Origin of the sequence: Thermosulfuriphilus ammonigenes (assembly GCF_011207455.1) — a bacterium.
Lineage (GTDB): Bacteria > Desulfobacterota > Thermodesulfobacteria > Thermodesulfobacteriales > ST65 > Thermosulfuriphilus > Thermosulfuriphilus ammonigenes.
This window is the reverse complement of record NZ_CP048877.1, coordinates 620743-645751: the sequence shown is the minus strand read 5'-3', so window position 1 is coordinate 645751 and position 25009 is coordinate 620743. Positions and strand designations below refer to the sequence as shown.

General features: G+C 49.0%; 31 protein-coding genes, 1 tRNA gene and 1 pseudogene. 32 read left to right on the top strand and 1 reads right to left on the bottom strand.

Annotated elements, in window-relative coordinates; all coding sequences use genetic code 11:
• Positions 1–11 precede the first annotated feature (11 nt).
• From rplF to G4V39_RS02995, 17 genes and pseudogenes are all read left to right on the top strand, one after another.
• Entirely contained in the window at positions 12–578 is a 567-nt protein-coding gene (gene rplF / locus G4V39_RS03075) for a 50S ribosomal protein L6 (RefSeq protein WP_166031544.1), read from the top strand.
• A gap of 53 nt (positions 579–631) precedes the next feature.
• On the top strand, positions 632–1009 hold the full coding sequence (rplR, locus tag G4V39_RS03070; protein ID WP_166031543.1) for a 50S ribosomal protein L18: 378 nt from the start codon (positions 632–634) through the stop codon (positions 1007–1009).
• A gap of 16 nt (positions 1010–1025) precedes the next feature.
• Positions 1026–1526 (top strand): 30S ribosomal protein S5, encoded by a 501-nt coding sequence (gene rpsE, locus G4V39_RS03065; protein ID WP_181494217.1) that lies wholly within the window; start codon positions 1026–1028, stop codon positions 1524–1526.
• 14 nt (positions 1527–1540) lie between these two features.
• Positions 1541–1726 (top strand): 50S ribosomal protein L30, encoded by a 186-nt coding sequence (gene rpmD, locus G4V39_RS03060; RefSeq protein WP_166031542.1) that lies wholly within the window; start codon positions 1541–1543, stop codon positions 1724–1726.
• Entirely contained in the window at positions 1726–2178 is a 453-nt protein-coding gene (rplO, locus tag G4V39_RS03055; protein ID WP_166033046.1) for a 50S ribosomal protein L15, read from the top strand. The genes rpmD and rplO overlap by 1 nt, the downstream gene beginning before the upstream one ends.
• Positions 2179–2182: 4 nt before the next feature.
• Complete coding sequence (gene secY, locus G4V39_RS03050; RefSeq protein ID WP_166031541.1) at positions 2183–3490, top strand: preprotein translocase subunit SecY; 1308 nt, start codon at positions 2183–2185, stop codon at positions 3488–3490.
• Positions 3491–3511: 21 nt separating this feature from the next.
• On the top strand, positions 3512–4153 hold the full coding sequence (locus tag G4V39_RS03045) for an adenylate kinase (RefSeq protein ID WP_166031540.1): 642 nt from the start codon (positions 3512–3514) through the stop codon (positions 4151–4153).
• 24 nt (positions 4154–4177) lie between these two features.
• Positions 4178–4951 carry a type I methionyl aminopeptidase gene (gene map / locus G4V39_RS03040; RefSeq protein ID WP_166031539.1) on the top strand — a complete coding sequence of 258 codons (774 nt, stop codon included), beginning with the start codon at positions 4178–4180 and terminating at the stop codon, positions 4949–4951.
• Position 4952: 1 nt separating this feature from the next.
• Positions 4953–5180, top strand: coding sequence for a translation initiation factor IF-1 (infA, locus tag G4V39_RS03035; protein WP_166031538.1), 228 nt, complete (start codon positions 4953–4955; stop codon positions 5178–5180).
• 75 nt (positions 5181–5255) lie between these two features.
• Positions 5256–5369, top strand: coding sequence for a 50S ribosomal protein L36 (gene rpmJ / locus G4V39_RS03030; protein WP_166031537.1), 114 nt, complete (start codon positions 5256–5258; stop codon positions 5367–5369).
• A gap of 15 nt (positions 5370–5384) precedes the next feature.
• The gene (gene rpsM / locus G4V39_RS03025; protein WP_166031536.1) at positions 5385–5762 is read left to right on the top strand and encodes a 30S ribosomal protein S13; all 378 of its coding nucleotides are present in this window, start codon (positions 5385–5387) and stop codon (positions 5760–5762) included.
• A 17-nt stretch (positions 5763–5779) separates the two neighbouring features.
• Positions 5780–6160 carry a 30S ribosomal protein S11 gene (gene rpsK, locus G4V39_RS03020; protein WP_166031535.1) on the top strand — a complete coding sequence of 127 codons (381 nt, stop codon included), beginning with the start codon at positions 5780–5782 and terminating at the stop codon, positions 6158–6160.
• A 31-nt stretch (positions 6161–6191) separates the two neighbouring features.
• Positions 6192–6824: a 30S ribosomal protein S4 gene (rpsD, locus tag G4V39_RS03015; protein ID WP_166031534.1), complete on the top strand. Its 633-nt coding sequence runs from the start codon at positions 6192–6194 to the stop codon at positions 6822–6824.
• A 20-nt stretch (positions 6825–6844) separates the two neighbouring features.
• Positions 6845–7891, top strand: coding sequence for a DNA-directed RNA polymerase subunit alpha (locus tag G4V39_RS03010; protein WP_166031533.1), 1047 nt, complete (start codon positions 6845–6847; stop codon positions 7889–7891).
• Positions 7891–8245 (top strand): annotated as a pseudogene (gene rplQ / locus G4V39_RS11295) (50S ribosomal protein L17); the annotation flags it as partial. The gene G4V39_RS03010 and the pseudogene rplQ, both read left to right, overlap by 1 nt.
• 338 nt (positions 8246–8583) lie before the next feature.
• Positions 8584–8658, top strand: a tRNA-Gly gene (locus G4V39_RS03000).
• A gap of 164 nt (positions 8659–8822) precedes the next feature.
• Positions 8823–9371, top strand: coding sequence for a hypothetical protein (locus G4V39_RS02995; RefSeq protein ID WP_166031531.1), 549 nt, complete (start codon positions 8823–8825; stop codon positions 9369–9371).
• A 64-nt stretch (positions 9372–9435) separates the two neighbouring features.
• Here G4V39_RS02995 and G4V39_RS02990 read toward each other — a convergent pair whose 3' ends face one another.
• Positions 9436–9699, bottom strand: a complete 264-nt coding sequence (locus G4V39_RS02990; protein WP_166031530.1) for a ComEA family DNA-binding protein — start codon at positions 9697–9699, stop codon at positions 9436–9438.
• A gap of 212 nt (positions 9700–9911) precedes the next feature.
• Here G4V39_RS02990 and proC point away from each other — a divergent pair, with 212 nt between their 5' ends.
• The 15 genes from proC (at position 9912) to G4V39_RS02915 (ending at position 25000) form a co-directional block, all read left to right on the top strand.
• Positions 9912–10724: a pyrroline-5-carboxylate reductase gene (proC, locus tag G4V39_RS02985; protein ID WP_166031529.1), complete on the top strand. Its 813-nt coding sequence runs from the start codon at positions 9912–9914 to the stop codon at positions 10722–10724.
• A 6-nt stretch (positions 10725–10730) separates the two neighbouring features.
• Positions 10731–11036, top strand: a complete 306-nt coding sequence (locus tag G4V39_RS02980) for an HNH endonuclease (protein WP_166031528.1) — start codon at positions 10731–10733, stop codon at positions 11034–11036.
• Positions 11033–11608, top strand: coding sequence for a polysaccharide biosynthesis/export family protein (locus G4V39_RS02975; protein WP_166031527.1), 576 nt, complete (start codon positions 11033–11035; stop codon positions 11606–11608). The genes G4V39_RS02980 and G4V39_RS02975 overlap by 4 nt, the downstream gene beginning before the upstream one ends.
• A gap of 120 nt (positions 11609–11728) precedes the next feature.
• Positions 11729–12988 carry an outer membrane beta-barrel protein gene (locus G4V39_RS02970; protein ID WP_166031526.1) on the top strand — a complete coding sequence of 420 codons (1260 nt, stop codon included), beginning with the start codon at positions 11729–11731 and terminating at the stop codon, positions 12986–12988.
• Positions 12989–12990: 2 nt separating this feature from the next.
• On the top strand, positions 12991–14556 hold the full coding sequence (locus G4V39_RS02965) for an XrtA system polysaccharide chain length determinant (protein WP_166031525.1): 1566 nt from the start codon (positions 12991–12993) through the stop codon (positions 14554–14556).
• A gap of 5 nt (positions 14557–14561) precedes the next feature.
• On the top strand, positions 14562–15557 hold the full coding sequence (locus G4V39_RS02960) for an ExeA family protein (protein WP_166031524.1): 996 nt from the start codon (positions 14562–14564) through the stop codon (positions 15555–15557).
• Between the two features lie 127 nt (positions 15558–15684).
• On the top strand, positions 15685–16527 hold the full coding sequence (locus G4V39_RS02955) for a CpsD/CapB family tyrosine-protein kinase (protein ID WP_166031523.1): 843 nt from the start codon (positions 15685–15687) through the stop codon (positions 16525–16527).
• A complete protein-coding gene (locus G4V39_RS02950) occupies positions 16520–17917 on the top strand; it encodes a TIGR03013 family XrtA/PEP-CTERM system glycosyltransferase (RefSeq protein ID WP_166031522.1) in 1398 nt (465 codons plus the stop codon). The genes G4V39_RS02955 and G4V39_RS02950 overlap by 8 nt, the downstream gene beginning before the upstream one ends.
• 12 nt (positions 17918–17929) lie before the next feature.
• Positions 17930–19765, top strand: coding sequence for a glutamine--fructose-6-phosphate transaminase (isomerizing) (glmS, locus tag G4V39_RS02945; protein WP_166031521.1), 1836 nt, complete (start codon positions 17930–17932; stop codon positions 19763–19765).
• Positions 19766–19776: 11 nt separating this feature from the next.
• The gene (locus G4V39_RS02940) at positions 19777–20733 is read left to right on the top strand and encodes a GDP-mannose 4,6-dehydratase (RefSeq protein ID WP_166031520.1); all 957 of its coding nucleotides are present in this window, start codon (positions 19777–19779) and stop codon (positions 20731–20733) included.
• 11 nt (positions 20734–20744) lie between these two features.
• Positions 20745–22055, top strand: coding sequence for a UDP-glucose dehydrogenase family protein (locus tag G4V39_RS02935; protein WP_166031519.1), 1311 nt, complete (start codon positions 20745–20747; stop codon positions 22053–22055).
• Between the two features lies 1 nt (position 22056).
• A complete protein-coding gene (gene xrt, locus G4V39_RS02930) occupies positions 22057–22890 on the top strand; it encodes an exosortase (protein WP_210412168.1) in 834 nt (277 codons plus the stop codon).
• On the top strand, positions 22887–23513 hold the full coding sequence (locus G4V39_RS02925; RefSeq protein ID WP_166031518.1) for an exosortase C-terminal domain/associated protein EpsI: 627 nt from the start codon (positions 22887–22889) through the stop codon (positions 23511–23513). The genes xrt and G4V39_RS02925 overlap by 4 nt, the downstream gene beginning before the upstream one ends.
• A 15-nt stretch (positions 23514–23528) precedes the next feature.
• Positions 23529–24152 carry an adenylyl-sulfate kinase gene (gene cysC / locus G4V39_RS02920; RefSeq protein WP_166031517.1) on the top strand — a complete coding sequence of 208 codons (624 nt, stop codon included), beginning with the start codon at positions 23529–23531 and terminating at the stop codon, positions 24150–24152.
• A gap of 5 nt (positions 24153–24157) precedes the next feature.
• Entirely contained in the window at positions 24158–25000 is an 843-nt protein-coding gene (locus tag G4V39_RS02915) for an XrtA system polysaccharide deacetylase (RefSeq protein ID WP_166031516.1), read from the top strand.
• Positions 25001–25009: the final 9 nt, after the last annotated feature.

Below are 25009 nucleotides of genomic sequence, written 5' to 3'. Positions count from 1 at the left end.
GGAGGGATAAGATGCTTTCGCGAATCGGACGCAGACCTATACCGATCCCAGACGGGGTCAAGGTAACCTTGACGGAAAAAGAGATCGTCGTCGAGGGCCCCAAAGGTCGTCTCACTAAGCCTCTCCATCCTTTAGTAGAGGTAGTGATAGAGGATGGACAGGTTAAGGTAAGCCCTCGTCAGATCCGCAAACGACTTCGTCGCAAAGCCGGGGCTTTTCAGGGACTTTACCGGGCCCTCATTAACAATATGATTACCGGAGTGAGTAAAGGTTTCCAGCGAAAACTTGACATTGTGGGTCTGGGATATCGGGCTGAACTTAAAGGCCAAACACTGGTTCTTAACGTAGGTTATTCCCACCCGGTTGAGTTTTCTCTCCCCGAGGGGGTTTCTGCTAAGGTTGAAAAGGGCACCGGAGAGGCCCAGGCTCATATTGTTTTGGAAGGGATTGATAAAGAGCTTGTTGGTCTCACGGCGGCCAAAATAAGGGCTATAAGGCCTCCAGAGCCTTACAAAGGTAAGGGAATCCGCTACTCCGATGAGGTTATCCTTCGTAAGGCCGGGAAGGCTGGTAAATAAGAGATAAACAGAAGTCGGCAGGGAATAAAACCTCTGTCGCGGTGAGGTGAGACATGGTACGGACAAATAAAAAGTTTCTGGCGCGGCTGAGAAGAAAGAGGCGGGTTCGTAAAAAGATTTTTGGTACGGCGGAACGACCTCGGCTTTCTGTATTCCGGAGTGCTAAGCATATCTATGCCCAAATTATAAACGATGAAGAGGGTCGGACTCTGGTAGCGGCTTCTACTCTGTCTAAGGACCTGCGGGCCAAAGTAAATGAACTTAAAGGTCAAGGAAAGGTAGCCCAGGCCCGTCTGGTAGGAGAATATCTGGCTCAAATGGCTCGGGAGAAAGGGATCACTAAGGTCTGTTTTGATCGAGCGGGCTATCGCTATCATGGTCGGGTAAAGGCCCTGGCTGAGGGGGCAAGAGAAGGCGGATTAGAGTTCTAAAATAGGAGGTAGGGCTTTGGTAGAAGGAAGAGAGAGCTTGGAGAATTTGATCGAGAAGATCATTTTTATAAACCGGGTGGCCAAAGTTCATAAAGGGGGCCGACGTTTTCGCTTTGCTGCCATTGTAGTTGTAGGAGACGGGAATGGCCGGGTAGGCTATGCCTTGGGTAAGGCCCCTGAGGTTCCTGACGCTATCCGTAAGGCGTTGGATAAAGCCAGAAAGAATATGGTTGAGGTCCCCGTGGTTCAAGGAACCATTCCCCACGAAGTTCTGGGAGAGTATGGTTCGGCTAAGGTAATTCTTAAGCCCGCCTCTCCGGGTACGGGAGTTATTGCCGGAGGTGTGGTTCGGGCCATTATGGATGCCGTAGGAGTCAAAGATATTCTCACCAAGTGTCTTAACAGCACCAATCCCCACAATGTGGTCAAGGCTGTCTTTAACGCCTTTTCCCAGCTCGAAAGCGCCGAGATGGTCGCTCAAAAGCGAGGCAAATCTATAGAGGATATTGCCGCCTAAGGAGGCCCTCTCTTATGGATAAGGTTCTTAAGATTACCTTGGTTAGAAGCCCCAATGGGCGTCCGAGAAAGCATCGGGAGACCCTTAAGGGGTTAGGTCTTACCCGGACTAACAAGACAGTTACCTTACCGGATACACCGTCTGTAAGGGGTATGATAAATAAGGTCCGCCATCTTTTGAAAGTTGAGGGGGAAATATGATCAGTCTTTCTAATCTTAAACCCTCCCTGGGGGCACGAAAGAAGGCCAAGAGAGTAGGTCGGGGGCCGGGGTCAGGGCACGGTAAGACCTCCTGCCGCGGGCAGAAAGGACAACGCTCTCGGACGGGAGGAGGCGTTCCCCCCTGGTTTGAGGGTGGTCAGATGCCCCTGATTCGTCTTCTGCCCAAGCGAGGTTTTAATAACGCCCGTTTTCGGACTGAATACACAATAATCAATCTTCGGGAAATAGCGGCTAAATTTTCTGAAGGTGCGGTGGTAGATCTTGAGGCCCTTAAGGAGGCCCGTCTGATTAAAGGACGTTCCCTCCGGGTGAAGGTTTTGGGGGAAGGGGAAATATCATTTCCTATAACCCTTAAAGTCCACAAAGCCAGCCGTTCGGCCCAGGAGAAGATTCGGGCTGCCGGGGGCCAGGTGGAGTTGCTGGAGGGTTAAGTTAATGGCAGCAGGCATTCAAGGCCTGAGCAATGTCCCGGAGCTACGGCGTCGGATTCTTTTTACCCTTCTGGCCCTGGCTATATATCGTATAGCAGTTCAGGTCCCGACGCCGGGGATTAACGCCGATGCCTTAATGGCCCTTTTTAGCCGAGCCGGGAGCACTCTTTTTGGCTTTGTAGATATGTTTTCTGGTGGGGCCTTAAGGCGCCTTTCGGTCTGTGCTCTGGGAATTATGCCCTATATCAGTGCTTCCATTATCTTACAATTGCTTACAGTGGTAATTCCGGCTTTGGACCAACTAAAGAAAGAGGGGCCTGAAGGGCGCCGGAAGATGGCCTTTTATACCCGCTATCTTACTGTGGCCATCAGTCTTGTGCAGGGAATGGGTATAGCTATTGGTCTGGAGAGCATGACGGGCCCCAATGGTCAGATGATTGTTCTTAATCCTGGTTGGGAATTCCGGCTGATGACCACTCTCACCCTAACCACAGGGACCGTCTTTCTTATGTGGTTGGGTGAACAGATTACCGAGCATGGTATTGGTAATGGCATCTCTCTTATCATCTTTGCCGGAATTGTGGCTCGTATGCCTTCGGCCATCATCAATACCTTCCGTTTGATGAGAACCGGGGAGATAAACCCGGCCTTGATGCTCTTTTTAGTAGTGATGATGGTCGCGGTAGTGGCCTTTATTGTTTTTATGGAACGGGCCCAACGGCGTATCCCTATCCACTATGCTCGCCGGACGGTGGGGCGGACAGTCTATGGCGGGCAGACTACCCATTTGCCCCTTAAGGTCAACATGTCCGGGGTTATTCCTCCTATTTTTGCCTCGTCGATTATTATGTTTCCGGCTACTATTGCCAACTTTGTTCCCATGGAGTTTATGCAGACCTTAGCCAATCAGCTCCGGCCAGGGACGCTCCTCTACGAGAGTTTATATGTAGCTCTGATCGTCTTTTTTTGCTTTTTCTACACGGCGATCATCTTTAACCCGGAAGAGGTGGCTGAAAATCTTCAAAAATATGGAGGATATATCCCGGGGATTCGTCCTGGTCGGCCAACGGCAGAGTTCATTGATCGAGTCCTTACCAGGATTACAGTAATCGGGGCAATTTATGTCTCAGCCATTTGCGTTCTGCCGGCCATTTTGATAACCAAATTCAATGTGCCGTTTTACTTTGGTGGTACGGCCCTCCTCATTGTCGTCGGAGTGGCTATGGATACCATGGCCCAGGTTGAATCACACCTGATAACCCGGCACTATGAGGGCTTTATAAAGCAGGGACGGCTAAGGGGTCGTCGCTAAAAACTAAGAAAGGAGGGGGATATGAACATTATTCTTCTGGGACCTCCGGGTGCTGGTAAGGGAACTCAGGCCAAAAGATTGGTTGAGAAGTATGGCATTCCTCAGATTTCTACTGGAGATATGTTCCGGGAACATCTGAAGAATCAGACGGAATTAGGTAAAAAGGCCAAGGAATATATGGACAAAGGTCAGTTAGTTCCAGATGAAATTGTTATTGGTATGGTTGAGGAACGCCTCTCTCAACCTGACTGCGAGAAGGGTTTTATGCTGGATGGCTTTCCCCGCACTGTACCCCAGGCTGAGGCTTTGGATAAGCTTCTTGAGAAGATGGGTAAGAAGATTGATCATGTTATCCTCATCGATGTTCCCGAAGAGGAGCTTGTCAAGAGGCTTACCGGCCGCCGAACTTGTAAGCAGTGTGGGATGATGTATCATGTCATCTTTAAGCCTCCCAAGGTTGATGGTAAGTGTGACGTCTGTGGAGGAGAACTCTATCAACGGGATGACGACACTGAAGAGACTGTCCGCAACCGTCTGAAGGTATATAATGATCAGACTAAACCTCTGGTAGATTACTACGAAAACAAGGGACTGCTGCGTCGTATAGACGGTATGGGAAGCATTGACGAGATATTCGAAAGAATCTGCCAGGTCTTGGGTTAACCGAGTCTGGCCAAATGGCCAGTGATGAAGGGTACAGCTAGAGGGATAATTCTTAAGGCACCCTGGGAGATAGAAAAGCTTCGGGTTGCCAATCAGATAGTTGCTGAAATTTTACTTAAGTTAAGAGAGGTTATCGCTCCAGGAATAACGACTTGGGAGCTTGATCAGCTGGCGGAAGAATGGGTTCGTCAAAAGGGAGCCCTCCCGGCCTTCAAGGGTTATCGAGGGTTCCCTTTTGCCCTTTGTGTTTCTATAAACGAAGAGGTTGTTCACGGGATGCCTTCCAAGGAGCGAGTCCTTAAGGAAGGTGATATTGTCAGCCTAGATTTCGGAGCCATCTACGAGGGGTATGTAGGAGATGCGGCGGTAACAATTCCCGTGGGGCGGGTCTCAGATGAGGCCTCTCGGCTGATAGCGGTGACCAGGGAGTGTTTGGAATTGGCTATTGAACGGGCCCGGATTGGCAATAGGGTTCAGGATATTTCGGCAACTATTCAACGTCATGCTGAAGCGCAGGGTTTTTCAGTGGTTAGGCAGTTTGTCGGCCATGGGGTAGGACGATCCCTTCATGAGGGACCGGAGGTACCCAATTACGGTCGTCCTGGTAAGGGTCCTAGGCTTCAGCCGGGGATGGTAATTGCCATAGAACCTATGGTCAATGTGGGCGGGCCGGAGGTAGAGATTTTGGCTGATGGTTGGACAGCCGTGACTAAAGATCGGAGCCTTTCGGCCCACTTTGAACATTCTGTGGCCATAACTGCCAAGGGGCCGCAAATTCTGAGCCGGCTGGAGGATTAGAATGCCCAAGGAAGAGGCTATTGTAGTGGAAGGGACAGTGGTTGAGACCTTGCCTAATGCCATGTTCAGGGTGGAGCTTGACAATGGTCACAAGGTCTTAGCCCACATTTCCGGACGAATGAGGATGCACTATATCCGTATTCTTCCTGGAGATCGGGTGACAGTTGAACTTTCCCCTTATGATTTGACTCGGGGGCGGATTGTTTACCGGGGTAAGAAGCCCCAGTAAAGGGGGGCTGGTTTTTGGCCAAAGATTGTGGTATTTAGCGGCTCCGGACTACTTGATTTTTGGGGAGGCCCAAGAATGAAAGTTAGAGCGTCGGTGAAAAAGCGCTGTCGTAAATGTCGAATTATTAAGCGTAAGGGTATAGTGCGGGTGATCTGTGAGAATCCGCGTCATAAACAAAGACAGGGTTAAAGGAGGAGGATAGTTTTGCCTCGGATAGCTGGAGTTGACGTCCCAGACAACAAAAAAATTTGTATTGCTCTTACCTATATCTACGGAATTGGTCATACCCTGGCCCAGAAGATTCTAACCCGAGCCGGGGTAGATTGGAATAAAAAGACCAAAGACCTTACTGATGAGGAGCTAACCAAGATCAGGTCCCTTATTGAGCATGAGTACAAGGTGGAGGGTGATCTCCGCCGTGAAGTCTCTATGAACATTAAGCGCCTCATGGATATGGGCTGTTACCGAGGTCTTAGGCACAGATTAGGTCTACCTGTTCGTGGTCAAAAGACTCGATCTAATGCCCGGACAAGAAAGGGACCTCGCCGTTCCATAATCGGCAAGAGAAAGAAGGGCAAATAAGTCTGTGAGGGAGATCTATGGCCAGGAAACGTCGTAAAAGAGAAAAGAAAAATATACCTGAGGGAGTAGCTCATATTCAGGCCTCGTTTAATAATACCATTGTTACCATTACGGATAAGCAGGGCAATACTGTGGCCTGGGCCAGTGGCGGGACAGAGGGGTTTAAAGGTTCCCGTAAAGGGACTCCTTATGCCGCTCAGCTTGCTGCTCAGGCTGCGGCTCGGAAGGCCCAGGATCAAGGGATGCGAAAGGTGGCTGTTTATGTCAAAGGGCCGGGGCCAGGGCGAGAGGCCGCTTTGCGGGCCCTTCAGGCGGCTGGATTCCAGATCACTTTAATTAAGGACGTCACGCCCATTCCCCACAATGGTTGTCGCCCACCCAAGAGAAGACGGGTGTAGTCCTACTTTCTAAGAGAAGGAGGGTTGTGTTTTGGGCCGTTATTTAGGACCAAGGTGTCGTTTGTGTCGTCGGGAGGGAATGAAGCTCTTCCTTAAGGGGGAGCGTTGTTATACGGATAAGTGTTCTTTTGAACGGAGGAGTTATCCTCCGGGGCAACATGGTCAGGCTCAGGTTCGGGCCAAGATGTCTGACTATGGGATCCGGCTTCGAGAAAAACAGAAAGTTAAACGGATGTATGGTCTTTCGGAGAAGCAGTTCCGACGCTACTTTGATGAGGCAGACCGTCTCAAGGGTCTTACCGGAACGAACCTTCTGGTTCTTTTGGAGCGTCGTCTGGACAATGTTGTCTATCGTCTTGGCTTTGCCAGCTCCCGACGTCAAGCTCGTCAGCTCGTTCGTCACGGGCACATTCTGGTTAATGGCCGCAAGGTAAATATTCCTTCCTTTTTGGTGAAGGTGGGGGATGTGATCGAAGTAAGGGAAAAAAGTCGTCAAAACCCCTTTGTTAAGGAGTCTCTGGAGGGGGTAGCCAGAAGAGGGGTTCCCCAGTGGCTGGAACTTGATCCCGATGGTTTTAAGGGAGTGATCAAGGCCCTTCCTGTTCGGGAAGATATTACCTTGCCCATCCAGGAACAGCTCATCGTTGAGTTCTACTCACGATAAAGGGGTGAGAATAGAGGCTTATGTCTGAGCAAAAAATTCCATTTTATCGAAACTGGCGGGAACTAATTAAGCCCAAAGGGCTGGTCATTGACGAAGACAGTCAGCTTCCGGCTTATGGAAAGTTTATCATTGAACCCTTAGAAAGAGGATTTGGGGTTACCCTTGGTAATGCCTTAAGAAGGGTTCTGCTTTCCTCTCTTCAAGGAGCGGCCATTACCTCCGTTAAGATAGACGGGGTAGAGCATGAATTTACTAGTCTTCCTGGAGTAGTGGAGGATATCACCGATATTGTTCTTAACCTTAAAGGGGTAAGGATCCGAATGCTTCGGGAAGCCCCCAAGACGATTACCCTTGACAAACAGGGGCCGGGAGAAGTTAAGGCCGGTGATATCCAGACGGATGAAGAGATTGAGATTATGAACCCGGATCACCATCTAGCTACTCTTACTAAAGATGGCCGCCTGAAGATGGAGATGTTGGTCAAGTGGGGTAAGGGATATGTTCCGGCGGAGAGGAATAAAGAAGAAGAGATGCCCATAGGGGTTATCCCTATTGATGCCATTTTTTCTCCTATTAAGAAGGTAAACTTCAATGTGACTCTAGCCAGAGTGGGGCGTATAACTGATTATGACCGCTTGGTCCTTGAAGTCTGGACAGACGGGACTGTTTCTGCCGACGATGCTGTGGCTTACGCCGCCAAAATCCTTAAGGAACAACTCAATGTCTTTATAAACTTTGATGAAGCCACGGCAGAGCCAGCCATCCCTGAAGAGGCCGAGGAGGAGGTTCCTTCTTATCTGGAACACCTAAATAAACGGGTGGATGAGCTGGAGCTTTCTGTTCGTTCGGCTAATTGTCTAAAAAATGCCAATATAAACTACATTGGTGAGCTGGTTCAGAAAACAGAAGCCGAAATGCTTAAGACCAAAAACTTTGGTCGTAAATCGCTTAATGAGATTAAAGAGATTTTGGCCTCTATGGGGCTTAAATTTGGCATGAAGCTAGACAACTGGACTCCTCCAACCCAAGAAAAAGAAGAGACCAAAGAGAAGGAAGGTGCTTCCTAATGAGACACAGGAAGGTGAGTAGAAGATTGGGGCGGACGTCTTCTCATCGGCAGGCCATGTTACGTAATATGGTTACCTCGCTGTTTGCCCATGAGCGGATAATCACTACCGAGGCCAAGGCGAAAGAGCTTCGTCGTTTAGCTGATAAAATGGTTTCACTGGCCAAAAAGGGCACCCTGCATGCCAGACGCCAGGCCTTGGCCGTGATTCGGGACAAGGAGGTCGTTAAGAGACTCTTCTCAGAGATAAGAGAGCGATATGTAGATAGAAACGGGGGATATACCCGAATTATAAAGTATGGTTTTCGTCGTGGCGATGGTGCTCCCCTGGTTGTTATCGAACTGGTAACAGAATCTTTAGCTCGAAAAAGACGTACCCGGCCAAAGTCAGAGGCCACCGTAGCCCCTAAAGTGACTGAGGCTTCCCAGGCTTCAATCTCTAAAGGATCTTCCGAAGAAGAGAAGTCCGAGGTCAAAAGTCAGGCTAACGAGGAGGCTAAAGAGCAGGAATCCCTCCAGAATGAAGAGGTTGAGGTCCAAGCAGAGACAGTATCTGAAGGGGCCGAGGCAGAGGAGGCGGAGGAGAAGGTCGAGGTCCAGGCCACTTCGGAGTCTTCGGAGAAAAAGGAGCCCTAATTCTTGAGTGGTTGACAGCCCTTCACCTAAGGCTATATAATTTAAGTCGCTGAGCGGGCGGGAATAGCTCAGTGGTAGAGCGCCACCTTGCCAAGGTGGATGTCGCGGGTTCAAATCCCGTTTCCCGCTCCATTTTATAAGACTAAAAAGCCGCCACAGATGGCGGCTTTTTTTGTTCTGAAGAAAACTTTTAGCCTTAAGCTTATTTCAGATCAGGTTGTCTTTGAATAAAAATGATTGACAAACATCCACAATAGACTAAATAGGGGCCTCATTTTGGTGAAAGGAGATTTTTTATGAAGCCTGAAGATTGCACTCTCTACCATAGTGGTCTTAAAGGCGCGGAGGCCTTCTTTGGAGAGATGGCCGAAAAATGGGGAGTAAAAGAGTTTGTCTTCACCTGGGAGGGCCGGGTGCCAGATCGGGCCAGAAATTTAATTGTCCTTTCTGAAGAGGAACTCAGACGAGGCGATATAAGTATGGAGCTGGTCTCTCGAATGATGAACCGCAACTATGCCCGACCAGAGAAGATTAGGAGGGTTCTCCAGGTAATTTTTCATATGGTCAACAAGGGCTACCAAGTTTTTATTGTAGGTGAAATCTTAGAGGATGGGAATGTTAAGGGAGGTACCGGTTGGGCTGCCCAGCTGGCCAAACTTTTCAATCGTCCCCTTCATGTTTTTGACCAGAAACAAAAGAGCTGGTTTACCTGGAAGGAGGGCTCTTGGGTAAAAGAGATTCCCTCGATTAGTCACTCTAGCTTTGTCGGTACAGGGACCAGAAACCTTAATGATGAGGGGCAGAAGGCCATTGAGGAGCTCTTTAGACGCTCTTTTTCTGATTAGCTGTCATACAAATAAAACAAAAATAGGGGCGGCCCCTTAAGCCGCCCCTATTTTTGTTGGGTAATCAGTCTTCCACGGTCACAAGTGGTCTTATCTTTTCTAACTTTTTAGAACCGATTCCTTTAACTTTTAGGAGCTCGTCAATGGATTTAAAGGGGCCGTGGGCCTTACGGTACTCTACAATGGCCTGAGCAGTCTTGGGGCCAATGCCTGGAAGAAGCTCCAGTTCGGCAGCCGAAGCCGTGTTGAGATTGGTTCCGGCCAAGGCCCCAGTAGCCAGAAAGAAGACAAACAACCACGCAACGACCAGAGAACGTAAACCTTTCATCTACCCACCTCCTAGATTTAAAAGAATTTAAGAAGGGTTTAGAAACCAATCGGTCTCTTTTGAGAAGTCCTTAAGGCCCTAATTCAGGATTACATAAGTCTGGAGTTAAAGGTTTGAAACAGATTAAATTCTTGACAATTAGAAACCCGGGAGGATTTCTTGTGCTAGGGCGCCTCGGGTGATAGGAGAAGATAAAAAATGGGGAGGAAACAATGGCGAAGATAGGATTCATCGGAGGGGGGCAAATGGCCGAGGCCCTGGTAAGAGGAATCCTGACCGCTAAGGTGGCCAAGGCTAGAGAGATTTTTATCTCCGAGCCTCAAAAAGAGCGCCGGGATTATCTTAAAAAGAACTATGGGGTAATCATTGTCTCCGAGAATAAAGAGATTTTGGCCAAGGTGGAGACAGTTATTCTGGCTGTAAAACCCCAGGTTCTGGCCGAAGTGCTTACGGAGATTGCCCCTGCTGTAGAAGAAAGACACCTGATCATCTCTATCGCTGCCGGGATTCCCCTTTCCTTTTTAGAGTCCAGGCTTCCCGAGGGGACTCGGGTTATCCGGGTCATGCCCAATACTCCGGCTTTAGTTCTTGAGGGCATGAGTGTCCTTTCTCCTGGAGCCTCGGCTACGGAAAAGGATCTAGATCAGGCCCAACAGATCTTTTCGGCTATTGGTGAAGCCCTTTGCCTCCCGGAAGTCTATTTGGACGCCGTAACCGGTCTGTCTGGATCTGGACCGGCCTATGTCTTTGCCTTTATCGAGGGCCTTATTGATGCCGGGGTGAGGGTGGGGTTGCCTCGGCCTCAGGCTGAGAAACTAGTTATTCAGACTGTCCTTGGGGCTGCTCGCTTGGCCAAGGAAACCGGCAAAGATCCTTACCAACTAAAGGCCATGGTCACTTCTCCTGGAGGCACCACTATCGCAGGTCTTCAAAAGATGGAAAAGGCAGGCTTTAAAGGGGTTTTGTTTGAGGCCGTGGAGGCGGCTACCAGACGTTCCCAAGAGTTGGCTAAAGAAGTAAAATGAAGTCCAATGCTTCTGGATGAAGAACATATTCGTCGTGAAAAACACAAGGCTCGGCGCCTGCGGGCTACCAAATGGTGGCGGCGACGTTGCGCCATTGGCCGATGTTATTATTGTGGCCGTCGGGTACCACCTAAAGAATTAACCATGGATCACGTGATTCCTATTTCTCGAGGGGGACTCTCCGTCAAGGAGAATTTAGTGCCCGCCTGTAAAGAGTGTAATAACAAGAAAAAGTATCTCCTACCGATAGAGTGGGAGGAATATCTCTGCAGGATAAGGAGTGGGAATCCTGAGAAGGAGGAATCTTCATGAAAACTGCCTTCTTAAGGGGGCTGCTTTTTTTGTCTTTGTGCCTCTTTTTAGGGAAGGGGCTTGCCGGGGCTGAAACGACTTCGGTGGAAGGGCCTTATACTATAGGCCCCGGAGATGTTCTTGAAGTTTTGGTCTGGCATGAGCCAGATCTTTCCCGAAGTGAGATCATCGTTCGCACCGATGGAATGATCACCCTTCCGCTTGTAAACGATATTCGAGCTGCTGGTCTGACACCGATGGAGCTTAAAGGGGCTATAGAAAAAAAACTTAAAAAGTATATTGAGGTTCCCGAAGTTTCGGTAACGGTAAAGCAAAGCTATAAGGTCTTTTATATCATCGGAAAGATAAACAAACCGGGGGAATATCCTCTGGTTAAGAGATTAACAGTGCTTCAGGCCCTTTCTAAGGCCGGGGGGCTGGCCGAATGGGCCAATGAGGAAAACATCATTATCCTGCGACGTGAAGGGAATAAGGAAAAGAAGCTTCGCTTTAATTACAAAAGGGTAATCCAGGGGGAAGATCTGGAACAGAACATATTCATTCGGCCGGACGATACCATCGTTGTTCCCTAAGATAGCCTTTTAGTGCTGTCTGGAGCCCTATCGCAGGTCCATTCCTTAATTTTAGGATATAACTGGCACTAAGGTCTTCCTTTTGTTAAAAACTTGGGGAAAATCCCCAAGGGGGCAAATATGGTTCATAGACTTGTTTTTTGTTTGCTCCTGCTTTTTCTTTTCTTGACTTTCAGTGTCCGGGCTTCCGAGCTTCGCTTAATGCCTCGGGTTTTCATGTCCGAAGAATATACTGACAATCTCTACCTTGCTCCAACTGGAGAGAAGTCAGATTGGATTACCGTTTTGGGGCCGGGTATCAGCCTGAAACAGGTGACTCAATATCGCAGTCTAGGAGTCGACTATGAACTGGGAATAACCAGGTATAAAAGAGAAGACCGAAATGACTCTACCCGTCAGACCCTGACCATCTTTTGGGATGAGCAACTAAGAGAGCGTCTTTTTATGAACATCTCAGAGATCTTTTATCGGACAGAACAACCTTCGGAGTTTAGATACCAGCCAGATATACTGGCCGTCCGTCGTACCCGGAAGCCTTCTTACCGAAATACTGTTTCGGGAAGGCTTTCTTATCAATTTGCCGAGAAAGGGTTCCTTGACCTTCATTATTCCGATAACCGTTTTGGCTCGGACGATCCGGCTGTAGAGGATAGCCTTCAATACAGCCCCGGGTTTGGTTTGAGATATGGTTGGGGGCCCAGACATGAGGCCGGTCTGGATCTTACCTGGAGCCGGTACGAATATGACACTAAGCCGGGGCAGGAGAGCTGGAGTCCATCATTTTCTTACACTTATCGTTTAAATCCTCATACCTCTGTGGGGCTACAATACTCTTATACCACTATGGACTTTAAATCTTCGGCCCAAAATGACTATGAAACTCATAGTTTTTCGCTATCTTACAACCAATCTCCTACCGAGACTCTGAGCTATAGTTTAAGTTTGGGATATTATCTCAGAGATACAGAAGAGAGCGGCCAAGACAGTAGCCTGACTTACACTTTTAATCTTAATCGAAGATTTGAACACTATAATGTTTCTCTCTCAGGGGCTAGCGGCTACCGTGGACAATATGTCGATGCTGAAAATAGAGGTTTTACTCAGTATAGACGCTTTTCTGCTTCGATCTCAGCCGAATTAGGGCCGTATATTACTGGTCAGGCCTCAGCCTATTATAGCACCCAGGAGTATAAAGACATTAATGACAGAACGGACGATTTTTATGGTTTTTCTTGTTCTATAAAAAGAATGCTGAATCCCAAAATAAATGTTTCTTTGTCATACTCTTATAGAATCAGAGATGCGGAACAATCCAGCGAAGAATATCGGGAAAATAGCCTAATTTTAAGAATAAATTTATCTCATGAGATAAGAAGGTAATGATGGAAGCCAATCAGCAGGCTCAGTTTGATCTTGACAAGTATTTGAATCTTGCCCGTAGAAGGAAGTGGATTTTGATCTTTACCCCTATCCCTTTGCTCATCTTGGGTATTCTTTACTGCTTCACTGCTCCTAAGGTGTACAAAACATCAACTACTATCGTTGTCGTCAGACAAAAAGTGCCCGAAAGCTATGTTCAATCTACCGTAACTGGAGACGTTCAGGAGCGCATTCAGGCCATCTGGCAGGAGATCACCAGCCGGACTAATCTAGAGCGGGTCATCGAACAGTTTGATCTTTACCCGGAGATGCGGGCCAAATATCCTATGGAGACAGTAGTTGAGACCATGCGAAAGAAGATCAAGGTAGAGATACCCCGGAGAAGTAAGGGGAATATTTTTGTTCTCAGCTATGAAGGGAGAGATCCTGTTCTTATTGCTCGGGTGACCAACGCCTTGGCCAACATGTTCATCGAAGAAAATCTTAAACTTAGAGAAGAACAGGCTAGAAGTACTTCGGAATTCTTGGCTCAGGAGCTGGCCCGCATGGAAGCCGAGCTCCTAAAGAGGGAAAAGGCCATCAAAGACTTTAAGAAGAAATACATGGGGGAGCTTCCTGAGCAGCGCCAGACCAACATGGCCATGCTCCAGAGGCTCACCGATCAGCTGGAGATTATTCAGGAGAATATTCGGGCTGCTGAAGACCGGAAGATTCTTCTCCAGCGGCAACTCAATGAGGAGATAGAGCTCCAGAAGCGTCGTCAGAAAGAAGCCTTATCGGCTTCAACCCGGGATGAGACCCGGGAAGGGACCTCGGATGTGGAAATCCTTAAAAAACGCCTGGCCTCCCTTCTTACTCGCTACACTGAGCAACATCCTGATGTCATCAGGCTTAAGGCCATGATCAAAAAGCTGGAGAAAGAGCAAAAGGAAGAGGCTAAAGATTCAAAGACCAAAGATGACAATCAGGTGATCAATCCGGTTATTTTAGATATCAAACGCCAGCTTGAAGCCCTGAATATAGAGCTGAGCAAGCTGCGTTTAGAGGCCAAAGATGTTAAAAAGAAGATTCAGTTTTACCAGAAAAGATTGGAGAATACAGCTGAAAGGGAGCAACAACTTATAGACCTCACCCGAGACTACGAGAATCTCCAGAAGACCTACCAGACCCTTTTGGCCAAAAAGATAGCGGCCGAACAGGCCGAGGCCCTTGAGCGCTATCAGAAAGGGGAGCAATTTAGAATTATTGATCCGGCCCGGGTGCCAGAGAAGCCTTCAAAACCGAATGTAAAGAAGATCTTGGCCCTGACGCTGGTTCTCTCCTTGGGGCTAGGAGTGGGGTTGGCCTTGGCCATGGAATTTCTAAGTAAGGCCTTCTACGATGTAGAACAGGTGGAAACCGAACTCAAGATTCCGGTTATTGCCGCTGTTCCCCTTATCCTTAATCAGAAAGAGAGAAGAAGGCGCTTTTATAAGAACTTGGTCTTTACGGGGATGGCGGTCGTCGGTTACTTGATAGTAGCTGGACTTCTCTTCCTCCTCATTAAGAACAATCCGGGCCTAATTTAATAGCCTTGTACAAAGACTTCTACGGGCTTCGAGAAAATCCCTTTGGTATAGCTCCTGACCCTCGTTTTCTCTACCTTAGTGAGGGACACCGGGAGGCCTTGGCCCACCTGATCTATGGTGTCAGTCAGCGTAAAGGCTTTATCCTTATTACCGGGGAGGTTGGAGCCGGCAAGACCACCCTTATTAACGCCTTTCTGGAAAAAATACCCCAAGAGACCATTGTGGCTCTTCTTTCTAACCCTCGTCTTAATCGGAGGGAATTTTTTACTTATTTAGCCCAGGCCTTTTCACTTCCACGGGCCCCTCAGGACAAAAGCGACTTTATCTTCGTTTTCACCGAATTTCTTAAAGAGGCCTTTCAATCGGGAAAAAACGTTGTCCTCATTGTTGACGAGGTCCAGGCCCTTCCAGAAGGGCTCTTTGAGGAGATTCGTCTTTTGACCAATCTTGAAACCATGCGTCAGAAGCTGATTAATATCATCCTGGTGGGGCAACCGGAGCTTTTGAAGCGTCTGCAAAAACCACACCTTTACCCTCTCAAACAGCGTATTACCTATCACTATCACCTAACGGCCTTAAAAGACCCCTCAGAGGTAGAAAGCTACATCCAGGCCAGATTGGCTAGGGCTGGAGCCGAACGTCTTGACCTTTTTACTCCCGAGGCCGTTAAGCGGATCTACGAGGTAACCCGAGGGGTTCCTCGCCTGATTAATATTCTTTGTGATCATGCCCTTCTTACCGGTTATCTTCGAGAAACAAGATCCATAGGCCTTCCCATTGTTGAAGAATGTGCTCAGGAGATAAAAATTGCTATTGATAACCACAGTCCGACAGAGGAGGTATCTCCCCCCAAAACCTCTCGGAAAAGTAAAGGTCTTATGTGGGGGGCTATAGCCGTTTTGGCGTTTATTCTGATTGCCTTTTCTCTGATTTACTATCCAACCATCCAAGAGTCCTTATCTTCTCTATGGGAAAGACTTTTCCCCTCAGGTTTTCCATAGCCAAAGAGGATTTTCCTGATTAAATTTTCCCTCTAATTTCTTGGGCTCTGGTCTGGAGGGGGTTTAAAAGGAGTCATCTTTTTTTCCGATTCCAGAATCAACAGGTTGGCTCAAACAGGGGGAATTAATGGGTAAAATCGCCGATGCCTTAGAGAAATTTAACCGAGAAAAGAAGACCCCTCTCTCTACGCATTCTATCCATCCCGAGGGGCCGCCTAAAAAGGAAGGGGCAGGGGGAAAGGATCCTTCGGAGGCATCAACCTCTGTTCCCGGGACCGGGGCCCTTGATCCTCGTCTGATTGTTTTTACTCAGCCTCGCTCCCTGGCCAGTGAGCATTTTAAGTTGCTTCGGGCCCGCTTGATAAATCCCCGCCAAGGCCCGGTTCCTCGGGTGGTTATGGTTTCAAGTGCCATGGACAAAGAGGGCAAGAGCTTTGTGGCCGCCAATTTAGCGGCCTCCGTGGCCCAAAGTTTGGAGTATCATGCCCTTCTCATAGACTGCGACCTACGAAAGCCTTCAGCTCATATTTATTATGGTCAGAACAATGATGAAGGGCTTTCAGACTATCTTCAGGGAAGGACCCCCCTCCCTCGTCTCCTTAAAAGACCTCCAGTAGAAAAACTCAGTCTTCTGACTGCTGGTCCGCCTCCCAACAAGCCTTCAGATCTTCTTTCTTCGGCCCGGATGGCTGATCTTATCGAAGAGGTTCGATCACGCTATCCAGACAGATTGGTCATTCTGGATACCACGCCGGTTCAGCTTACCTCCGAACCAGTCAACCTAGCCAGGTTTGTAGATACTGTTATCTTTGTGGTTCGCTATGGCAAATCAAAGCGAGAACTGGTGGAGGATTCCATAGAGAGGCTGGGAAGGGGAAAGATCCTCGGGGTGGTCTTTAACGCCTTTGAGATTCCTCCTCGCAAGTACTCCTACTTTCGAAGCAAAAAGTACTACGGCTACTATGGTTAAGCTCTTTGAACGTTACTACCCGGTAAGGAGAATCCTTTTTTTCTTCGGGGAGACTGTTTTTATTCTGGCCATTATTACCCTGGTCTTCCTCTGGAAGGTTGGAGGAGATCTTTCTTATCTTGATGATTATCACCTTTGGCTGAAGATTTTATTCATTCTAGTCGTCTGTCAGATAAGTCTTTATTACTTTGATCTCTACCGTTTTAAACCTGGAGACAACCTTTTTGAGACCTCAGTTAGGATTTGTCAGGCCCTGGGAGTGGCTTCCATTATTACCGGTTTTGCCTACATAGCCTTTCCCCAGCTTATCCTTCTCCAGGGTACCTTTTTGATCTCTTTAGTCTTCTTTATTATTGCCGCGGTCTCCTGGAGGTTGGTGTATCTCTGGGCTATCAAGAATGACTTTCTCAATGAAAAGGTGGTTCTTTTAGGTTCTGGCAAGTTGGCGGCAGAGATTATAAAAGAAATCAAAAATAACCCCGACTGTGGCTATAAAGTGGTGGCCGTAGTGGCCAACCCTAGCGCCAATGCCCTTGTCGGCAGCCCTGACTTTCGAGATTTACCTGTCTATTCGTTAGAGGAAGATCTCCTTGAGTGTGTTGTTCGTAGCGGGGCGGAGGAGATCGTGGTGGCCCTTGATGAAAGAAGGGGCAAGATGCCGGTGGAGGCCTTGCTTCGTTGTCGGATGGCCGGAATCCCGGTGGTGGAGGGGGAGACCTTCTATGAATTGCTTACCGGAAAGATCCTGGTGGAGAAGATCAACCCTAGCTGGCTTATCTTTGGTGAGGGCTTTCGGCAGTCCCTCCCCCGACGGGTGGCCAAAAGGGCTATGAGCATTGTCTGTAGTGCTATTGGGCTTGTCCTGACCCTGCCCATTATCATCATTGTCGCCTTAGCTATCAAACTGGATTCTCCAGGGCCTGTTTTGTTCGTCCAGGAGCGGGTAGGTAAGGATGGCCGGGTTTTTAAGCTCTATAAGTTTCGTTCCATGAGACAAGACGCCGAGAAAAACGGAGCCAAGTGGGCGGCTCAAAATGATCCACGGGTAACCAGAGTGGGCCGGATTATCCGCAAATTGCGTATCGATGAGATCCCGCAGATGTGGAACGTCCTTAAAGGGGATATGGCTTTCGTGGGGCCTAGGCCAGAGAGGCCCGTATTTGTAGAAAGATTGCGTCGTAAGATTCCCTTTTATGACCAGCGTCATACCGTCCATCCTGGTATCACCGGTTGGGCCCAGGTTTGTTACCCTTATGGAGCCTCGGATGAAGATGCCCTGGAGAAGTTAAAGTATGACCTCTATTACATAAAACATATGTCTCTAGCCCTTGATCTCTACATTATTTTTAAGACCATCAAGATTGTCCTTTTTGGGGAAGGGGCGAGATAGGAGGTTTTATCCATGTGCGGAATTGTCGGTTATGTCGGTCATCGACGGGTGATCCCGGTTCTCCTGGAAGGGCTCAAGCGTCTGGAGTATCGGGGTTATGATTCGGCCGGAATCGCTTGCCTTAATGGAGACCGTCTGCTCCTTAGCCGGGCCCAAGGTAAGCTCATCAACCTTGATGAGAAAACGGCTGACATCCGATCCCTGGCCTCGGGAATTGGTCTGGGACATACCCGCTGGGCCACTCACGGTGAGCCTTCCGAGGAAAACGCTCACCCCCATAGGGACTGCCATGAGGAGTTAGTAGTTGTCCACAACGGAATTATTGAAAATTACCATTCCTTAAGGGAGCGCCTCAAGGGACAGGGGCATCACTTTCGCTCTGACACAGATACCGAGGTCATTGCCCATCTCATAGAGGAGCATCTTTCTAAAGGGTTTGTGGCCGCAGTTTTTACCGCTCTAAAAGAGCTAGTTGGTTCTTATGCCTTGGGTGTCTTATGGGCCAAGGAACCTCAAACCTTGATCTGTGCTCGGAACCAGAGCCCCTTGGTTATTGGGCTAGGGGAAGAGGAGGTCTTTTTGGCCTCGGATATCCCGGCCCTTTTGCCTTGGACCAGAAGGGTGATTTTCCTTGACGATGGTCAATTGGCCGTCCTCAAGCCAGGAGAGGTGAAGATTTTTGATCTGGCCAGTGGTCAAGAGATTTCCAAGAAAGTCCATGAGATCACATGGGACGCCAGCATGGCCGAGAAGGGCGGCTTTCGCCACTTTATGCTCAAGGAGATTTATGAGCAACCCCAGGCCGTTCTTAACACCTTTCGGGGGCGGCTCAACCCGGAGACCGGGGAGATAAGCCTTCCTGAGATTTCTCTTCTTCCTGAGGAGATTCAAAGAATCTCCAAGATCTTTATTGTTGCCTGTGGCACCTCCTATCATGCTGGCTTGGTGGGCAAATATCTCCTTGAGCGCTGGGTGGGGATTCCGGTGGAGGTTGATCTGGCCTCTGAGTTTCGCTACCGTCATCTTCTGATAGACAACCACACTCTGGCCATTCCTATCTCTCAGTCCGGCGAGACGGCCGACACCCTAGCTGGTCTGCGCATGGCCCGGCAGATGGGAGCCAAAATTATCTCTATCTGCAATGTCTTAGGCAGTACCATCACCCGGGAATCTCATGGAACCATCTACACCCATGCTGGTCCTGAGATCGGGGTGGCCTCTACTAAGGCCTTCACCAGTCAGCTTACGGCCCTGCTACTTCTTACTTTCTATTTGGCTCAGGCAAGGGGCACCTCACCTGAGGGTTGCCGTGAGCTCCTGTCGGCCTTGGTGGCCGTTCCTGGTATTCTGGAGAACTGGCTTCCTAAGTGGCATAAGACCAGTGAGGAGATAGCTCAAAGATTTTATAAGGCCCGCAACTTTCTTTATCTGGGGCGAAATATTCATTTTCCGATTGCCCTTGAAGGGGCCTTAAAACTCAAAGAGATCTCCTATATTCATGCTGAGGGTTATGCCGCTGGCGAGATGAAACACGGTCCTATTGCCCTTATAGATGAACAGATGCCGGTGGTGGCCCTGGCACCGAAGGATCATGTCTATGAAAAGATGGTCAGCAATATTGAAGAGGTTCGCTCTCGCAGAGGACAGGTAATCAGTTTGGTAACCGAGGGGGATGAGACACTTCCAGAGGTCTCTCAGGCCACCATCCATCTTCCTCAGGTTGTCCCTGAGGTTTCCCCTATCGTGGCCACGGTACCTCTTCAACTCTTGGCCTATGAGATCGCCGTTACTCTGGGTTGTGATGTCGATCAACCGCGAAACCTGGCCAAAAGCGTTACGGTAGAATAACAGGAGGAGAGATGATTCTGGTCACTGGTGGTGCAGGATTTATCGGTTCTCATTTGATAGATCGCCTTCTGGATGAAGGGCAGGAGGTAGTCTGCATTGACAACTTCAATGATTACTACTCTCCTGAACTTAAACGTTCCAACATTGCCCAGGCCAGTAAGAACCCTCGTTTTCATCTGGAGGAAGGAGATATCTGTGATTTTCCTTTTCTGGAAGCAGTCTTTGAGCGCTATCCGATAGAAGAGATTGTTCATTTAGCCGCTCGAGCTGGGGTACGTCCCTCTATTGCCGAGCCTCGGCTCTATGAAGAGGTAAATGGTTTGGGAACAGTTAATCTCCTTGAGTTGGCCCGGCGATATAAAGTTTCCTCCTTCATTTATGGGGGGTCGTCGTCAGTCTATGGTGCGGCCAGTCGGGTGCCATTTTCTGAGGACGATCCCTGTGATCGGCCAATATCACCTTATGCGGCCACCAAAAGGGCCAATGAGCTTATGTGTTATACCTACCATCACCTTTACGGCATCAAGGTGACGGTTCTGCGATTCTTTACGGTCTATGGTCCAAGACAGCGGCCGGAGATGGCCATTCATAAGTTTACCCGTTTGATAGATCAGGGAGAGGAGATTCCCCTCTTTGGAGATGGAAGTTCCAAGCGAGACTATACTTATATAGATGACATCATTCAGGGAGTTATGGCCGCTCGCCAGAAGGCCTATCCCTTTGAGATCTTTAACCTCGGGGAGTCTCGGACCACAGATCTGATAACTCTGGTCCGGCTGATCGAGGAAAACCTGGGAAAGAAGGCCAAGATCCGCTGGTTGCCGGATCAACCTGGAGATGTTCCTCTCACCTATGCTGACATCTCGAAGGCTCGGCGGATGCTTGGCTACAACCCCCAGGTACCTATTGAAGAAGGTATTCGGCGCTTTGTGGAGTGGTACCGCAAAAACAGAGATAGACTAACCTAAGGGGTGTTTCCATGCACGTTACGGTAGTAGGAACAGGATACGTGGGGCTGGTAACCGGGGCCGGTTTGGCAGATTTTGGTCTTCAGGTCGTCTGTGTGGATAAAGATGAAGAGAAGATAGAAACGCTTCGGTCGGGAGAGATTCCCTTTTATGAACCGGGCCTCAAAGAATTGGTAGACAAAAACGTTCGCGCCAAAAGACTAGATTTTTCTACTGATCTGGCTGAAGCTGTCCGAAGATCACTGGTTGTCTTTTTGGCGGTGGGGACCCCACCTGCTCCTGACGGGGGGGCAGATCTTTCTCAGATCAGAGAAGTGGTTCTTAAGCTGGCCGATATTGTTGATGAATACAAGGTAGTGGTTACCAAAAGTACCGTTCCGGTAGGAACTAATCGCTGGATAAAGCGCCTCTTTGATGAACATAAAAAGAACTCCATAGATATAGACGTCATCTCTAACCCCGAGTTCCTCAGGGAGGGCTCAGCGGTTAAGGACTTCATGTGGCCTAATCGGGTGGTTATCGGAGGGGAGAGCGCCTATGCCATTGCTATAGTTAAGGACATATACCGCCCTCTTTATCTAATAGAGACTCCTTTTGTGATTACCAACCTGGAAACTGCCGAGCTTATTAAATATGCCTCTAACGCCTTCTTAGCCACCAAGATTTCCTTTATCAATGAGATTGCCAATCTCTGTGAGCTGGTAGGGGCTGACGTTCACCATGTGGCCAAGGCCATGGGGCTTGACGGGCGTATTGGTCCTAAATTTCTTCATCCAGGCCCGGGGTTTGGAGGCTCCTGTTTCCCTAAAGATATTCAAGCCCTGGCCAAACTGGCCCGGGATAGAGGATATAACCTTAAGATCGTCGAAGCGGTTATAGAGGTCAATAAAGATCAGCGTCGCCGGGCCGTAAACAAAATTGTTGAGATGTGCGGCGGTGAGGTTACCGGAAAGGTTATTGCCCTTCTGGGGCTCTCCTTTAAACCCAACACCAGTGATATTCGGGAAGCTCCGGCCCTGACTATAGTCGCCGAGCTTCTGGCCCAGGGGGCCAAGCTTAAGGCCTATGATCCAGCGGCCATGGAGGAATTCAAGAGAGTTTTTCCCCCAGAGAAAATCCTTTACTGTGATGATCCCTATCAGGCAGCCGAAGGAGCCGATTGTCTGGTGTTAGTTACGGAGTGGAATGAATTCCGCTATCTGGATCTTAGCCGTCTTAAAGATCTTCTTAAAAGCCCCCGACTGGTTGATTTAAGAAACGTCTATAATCCAAGCCGTATGAAAGAGATGGGATTTCACTACACAGGCGTAGGGAGAGGTTAAATTGTTTTCGTTAACTCCCGGAAAAGGCCAAATTCTCCTTCTCTTTCCTCTCTTTTTACTGGGACTTATGTATTATCCGGTGGTCGTCCACCTGGTGACTGATTGGTGGACAGATGCCAACTATTCTCATGGATTCCTTATGCCTCTGGTGGCGGGATATTTCCTCTGGCAACGCCGGCAAGAGGTCGAACGGGCCTTGGAGAGGCCTCGTCCCAGCTCCTGGGGGCTTTTGATTGTCTTGGGGGGGATGTTCCTTCTCATTCTGGGGCAGGTAGCCGGAGAACTATACACTCAGAGAATATCTCTCCTTGTAGTTCTTTGGGGGGCGTCGCTTTTTCTTTTTGGCTGGTCCCTTTCCAGGATCCTTCTCTTTCCTTTTCTGCTGTTGCTTTTGGCCATCCCCATCCCTTATGTGATCTACAACTCCCTTACCTTTCCCCTTAAACTTTTGGCCTCAAAGATCGCGGCCTGGTCCCTCAGTATTATCGGGGTTCCGACCCTTAGGGAAGGAAACATTATTTATATTCCCAACATGACCCTTGAAGTGGCGGATGCTTGTAGCGGGATTCGATCCATCATCTCCCTTTTGGCTATGACGGTTATTCTGGCCTACTTTGTCTCTGGCTGGCTCTGGCGAGTTCTTCTGGTGGCCTCAGCTATACCCATAGCTATCTTAACCAATGCTTTGCGTATTGTCGGAACCGGTATTCTTTCCTATCACTTTGGACCTGAGGCGGCCCGGGGGTTCTTCCATTACTTTTCCGGCTGGCTGGTTTTTCTTCTTTCCCTGGTCATTCTGGGCGGAGTGTTATTCCTGTTTAGGGGAAGAAAATGACCAGAAGGATTTTAATCCTCACGGCTGTCTTTTTAATTACCTATCTTTTTCTGGAGCACACCTCTGATTCTCTCTCTGTGCCCCCGAAACGTCCTTTAGATCAGTTTCCGTCCACCATTGATGGCTTTGTCCAGATAGCGGAAGATCGTCTTGATGACAATATCATTGCCATTTTGGGGGTGGACCAACACATTCTTCGCACCTATCAGGATCAAGAAGGAACCAGGGTAACCCTCTATATCGGCTACTTTGAAGACCAGAAAGAAGGCCAGATGATCCACTCGCCTAAACACTGTCTTCCAGGCAGCGGCTGGTTTCCTTTGGACTCTCGCCAGGTGGCCCTTTCCCTTGAGGGCCAGGGCGAGATTCAGATTAACCGTCTCCTTTTGGAAAAGTCCGGCCAGAAGATGTTGGTCTACTATTGGTATCAGGGGCGGGGAAGGATTGTGGCCAATGAGTACGAAGACCGTCTCTATCTTTTGTGGGATAAACTTTGGTCACGAAGATCCGATGAATCCTTAGTAAGGATATCTCTTCTTTACAAAGATCAGGCTTCAGAGGAGGCTGCTAGGCGCTTTATAAAGGCCCTTTTGCCGGTGCTTGATGGATATTTTCCCTCATAAGCGGATGGAGGTACCATGAAAGCTTTTACCATTTGGTTTACAGGTCTGTCGGGTTCGGGAAAGACGACTCTCTCCCGTAGGGTTTATTTAGAAATCCGTCGTCGCGGTCTCAAAGCGGAACTTTTAGATGGAGACATTATCCGGACAAATTTCAGTCAGGAGCTTGGGTTCACCAAACGGGAAAGGGATATCAACGTTCGCCGGATTGGCTTTCTCTCCTGGCTTCTCAACAAGCACGGTATAATTAGCGTGGTAGCGGCTATTGCCCCCTATGAAGATACCCGTCAGCAAAACCGCCTTCTTATACCCAATTACATTGAGGTCTTTTGCAGTTGCCCTTTGGAAGTGGTTGAGGCCCGGGATGTAAAGGGCCTCTACGCCCGGGCCAGAGCCGGAGAGATACCACACTTTACCGGTATTTCTGATCCCTACGAGCCGCCGCGCACCCCGGAGGTTGTCGTTCACACCGATCAGGAAAGCGTGGAAGAGAGTCTGAGCAAGATCCTCTCCTACCTTGAAAAGAGAGATCTAATCCCTGTAAAGCCGGTATCTCCCAAGGACTATGCCGAGATAGAAGAGGAGGAACGCCGTCTCCGAAGACATCTAGCCCAGATAGGTTACGCCCGCAAAGAGTGGTAAGCTAGATGCCCCAAGGGGTTATTTTGATCACCATCGATGTGGAGGACTGGTTTCAGGTAGAGAATTTTAAGCCTTACATCTCCTATGAAGAATGGCCCTCTTGTGAGCTGAGGGTCCACAGCAATGTCCGGGAGATTCTTTCCCTCCTGGCTAACTTTGGAGTCAAGGCCACCTTTTTCGTGCTGGGATGGCTGGCGGAGCGGCTTCCTGAGCTGGTGGTCGATATTCACCGGGCCGGCCATGAAGTAGCCTCCCATGGATTTGATCACCGATTGACCTTTGATCTTTCTTCACAGGCCTTAGAAAAGGATCTCCATCGCACCAAGACTATCCTGGAGTCTTTAGGGGTTGAGGTTAGAGGCTATCGGGCTCCAAGCTTTACGGTAAGCCGTGAGCTACTTAAACTTTTGCGTAAAACCGGCCACCTTTACGACTCAAGCCTCAATACCTTCAGGCTCCATGGTCGCTATGGCTATCTTGAGGGGGCCTCGGACCTCCCCTTTAAAACTACTGCTGGGATCCTGGAGATTCCGGTTAGCAACCTCTCATGGGGTAAATGGGTGGTCCCTTGGGGCGGCGGGGCCTATTTTCGCCTTCTGCCGACTTCGGTCTTTATCAAAGGGGTGAGGAGGATCCTTAAAAACCGAGGCCTTTATGTCTTTTATTTTCATCCCTGGGAGATTGATCCCAACCAGCCCCGGGTGCCGGCCTCCTGGGGACGACGTTTCCGACACTACCACAATTTAGCGGCTACTAAACAGAAGCTCAAAGATTTCCTGGCCGCCTTTTCGGGGGAGCGTTTTCTTACCTGTAGCCAATACCTGGAGCTGGTAGAGAAAGGGGGGTAGTCAGGCCTC

What these genes read in the sequence shown, in the direction of transcription:
- G4V39_RS02925 (WP_166031518.1), top strand. Translation starts at nt 22,887, where the DNA reads ATGACCAGAAGGATTTTAATCCTCACGGCTGTCTTTTTAATTACCTAT.
- secY (WP_166031541.1), top strand. Translation starts at nt 2,183, where the DNA reads ATGGCAGCAGGCATTCAAGGCCTGAGCAATGTCCCGGAGCTACGGCGT.
- rpmJ (WP_166031537.1), top strand. Translation starts at nt 5,256, where the DNA reads ATGAAAGTTAGAGCGTCGGTGAAAAAGCGCTGTCGTAAATGTCGAATT.
- G4V39_RS02975 (WP_166031527.1), top strand. Translation starts at nt 11,033, where the DNA reads ATGAAAACTGCCTTCTTAAGGGGGCTGCTTTTTTTGTCTTTGTGCCTC.
- G4V39_RS02990 (WP_166031530.1), bottom strand. Translation starts at nt 9,699, where the DNA reads ATGAAAGGTTTACGTTCTCTGGTCGTTGCGTGGTTGTTTGTCTTCTTT.
- G4V39_RS02955 (WP_166031523.1), top strand. Translation starts at nt 15,685, where the DNA reads ATGGGTAAAATCGCCGATGCCTTAGAGAAATTTAACCGAGAAAAGAAG.
- rplF (WP_166031544.1), top strand. Translation starts at nt 12, where the DNA reads ATGCTTTCGCGAATCGGACGCAGACCTATACCGATCCCAGACGGGGTC.
- G4V39_RS03010 (WP_166031533.1), top strand. Translation starts at nt 6,845, where the DNA reads ATGTCTGAGCAAAAAATTCCATTTTATCGAAACTGGCGGGAACTAATT.
- G4V39_RS02965 (WP_166031525.1), top strand. Translation starts at nt 12,991, where the DNA reads ATGGAAGCCAATCAGCAGGCTCAGTTTGATCTTGACAAGTATTTGAAT.
- rpmD (WP_166031542.1), top strand. Translation starts at nt 1,541, where the DNA reads ATGGATAAGGTTCTTAAGATTACCTTGGTTAGAAGCCCCAATGGGCGT.
- infA (WP_166031538.1), top strand. Translation starts at nt 4,953, where the DNA reads ATGCCCAAGGAAGAGGCTATTGTAGTGGAAGGGACAGTGGTTGAGACC.
- proC (WP_166031529.1), top strand. Translation starts at nt 9,912, where the DNA reads ATGGCGAAGATAGGATTCATCGGAGGGGGGCAAATGGCCGAGGCCCTG.
- G4V39_RS02950 (WP_166031522.1), top strand. Translation starts at nt 16,520, where the DNA reads ATGGTTAAGCTCTTTGAACGTTACTACCCGGTAAGGAGAATCCTTTTT.
- G4V39_RS02980 (WP_166031528.1), top strand. Translation starts at nt 10,731, where the DNA reads ATGCTTCTGGATGAAGAACATATTCGTCGTGAAAAACACAAGGCTCGG.
- G4V39_RS02970 (WP_166031526.1), top strand. Translation starts at nt 11,729, where the DNA reads ATGGTTCATAGACTTGTTTTTTGTTTGCTCCTGCTTTTTCTTTTCTTG.
- map (WP_166031539.1), top strand. Translation starts at nt 4,178, where the DNA reads ATGAAGGGTACAGCTAGAGGGATAATTCTTAAGGCACCCTGGGAGATA.
- G4V39_RS02995 (WP_166031531.1), top strand. Translation starts at nt 8,823, where the DNA reads ATGAAGCCTGAAGATTGCACTCTCTACCATAGTGGTCTTAAAGGCGCG.
- G4V39_RS02915 (WP_166031516.1), top strand. Translation starts at nt 24,158, where the DNA reads ATGCCCCAAGGGGTTATTTTGATCACCATCGATGTGGAGGACTGGTTT.
- rpsK (WP_166031535.1), top strand. Translation starts at nt 5,780, where the DNA reads ATGGCCAGGAAACGTCGTAAAAGAGAAAAGAAAAATATACCTGAGGGA.
- rplR (WP_166031543.1), top strand. Translation starts at nt 632, where the DNA reads ATGGTACGGACAAATAAAAAGTTTCTGGCGCGGCTGAGAAGAAAGAGG.
- G4V39_RS03045 (WP_166031540.1), top strand. Translation starts at nt 3,512, where the DNA reads ATGAACATTATTCTTCTGGGACCTCCGGGTGCTGGTAAGGGAACTCAG.
- G4V39_RS02935 (WP_166031519.1), top strand. Translation starts at nt 20,745, where the DNA reads ATGCACGTTACGGTAGTAGGAACAGGATACGTGGGGCTGGTAACCGGG.
- G4V39_RS02940 (WP_166031520.1), top strand. Translation starts at nt 19,777, where the DNA reads ATGATTCTGGTCACTGGTGGTGCAGGATTTATCGGTTCTCATTTGATA.
- cysC (WP_166031517.1), top strand. Translation starts at nt 23,529, where the DNA reads ATGAAAGCTTTTACCATTTGGTTTACAGGTCTGTCGGGTTCGGGAAAG.
- glmS (WP_166031521.1), top strand. Translation starts at nt 17,930, where the DNA reads ATGTGCGGAATTGTCGGTTATGTCGGTCATCGACGGGTGATCCCGGTT.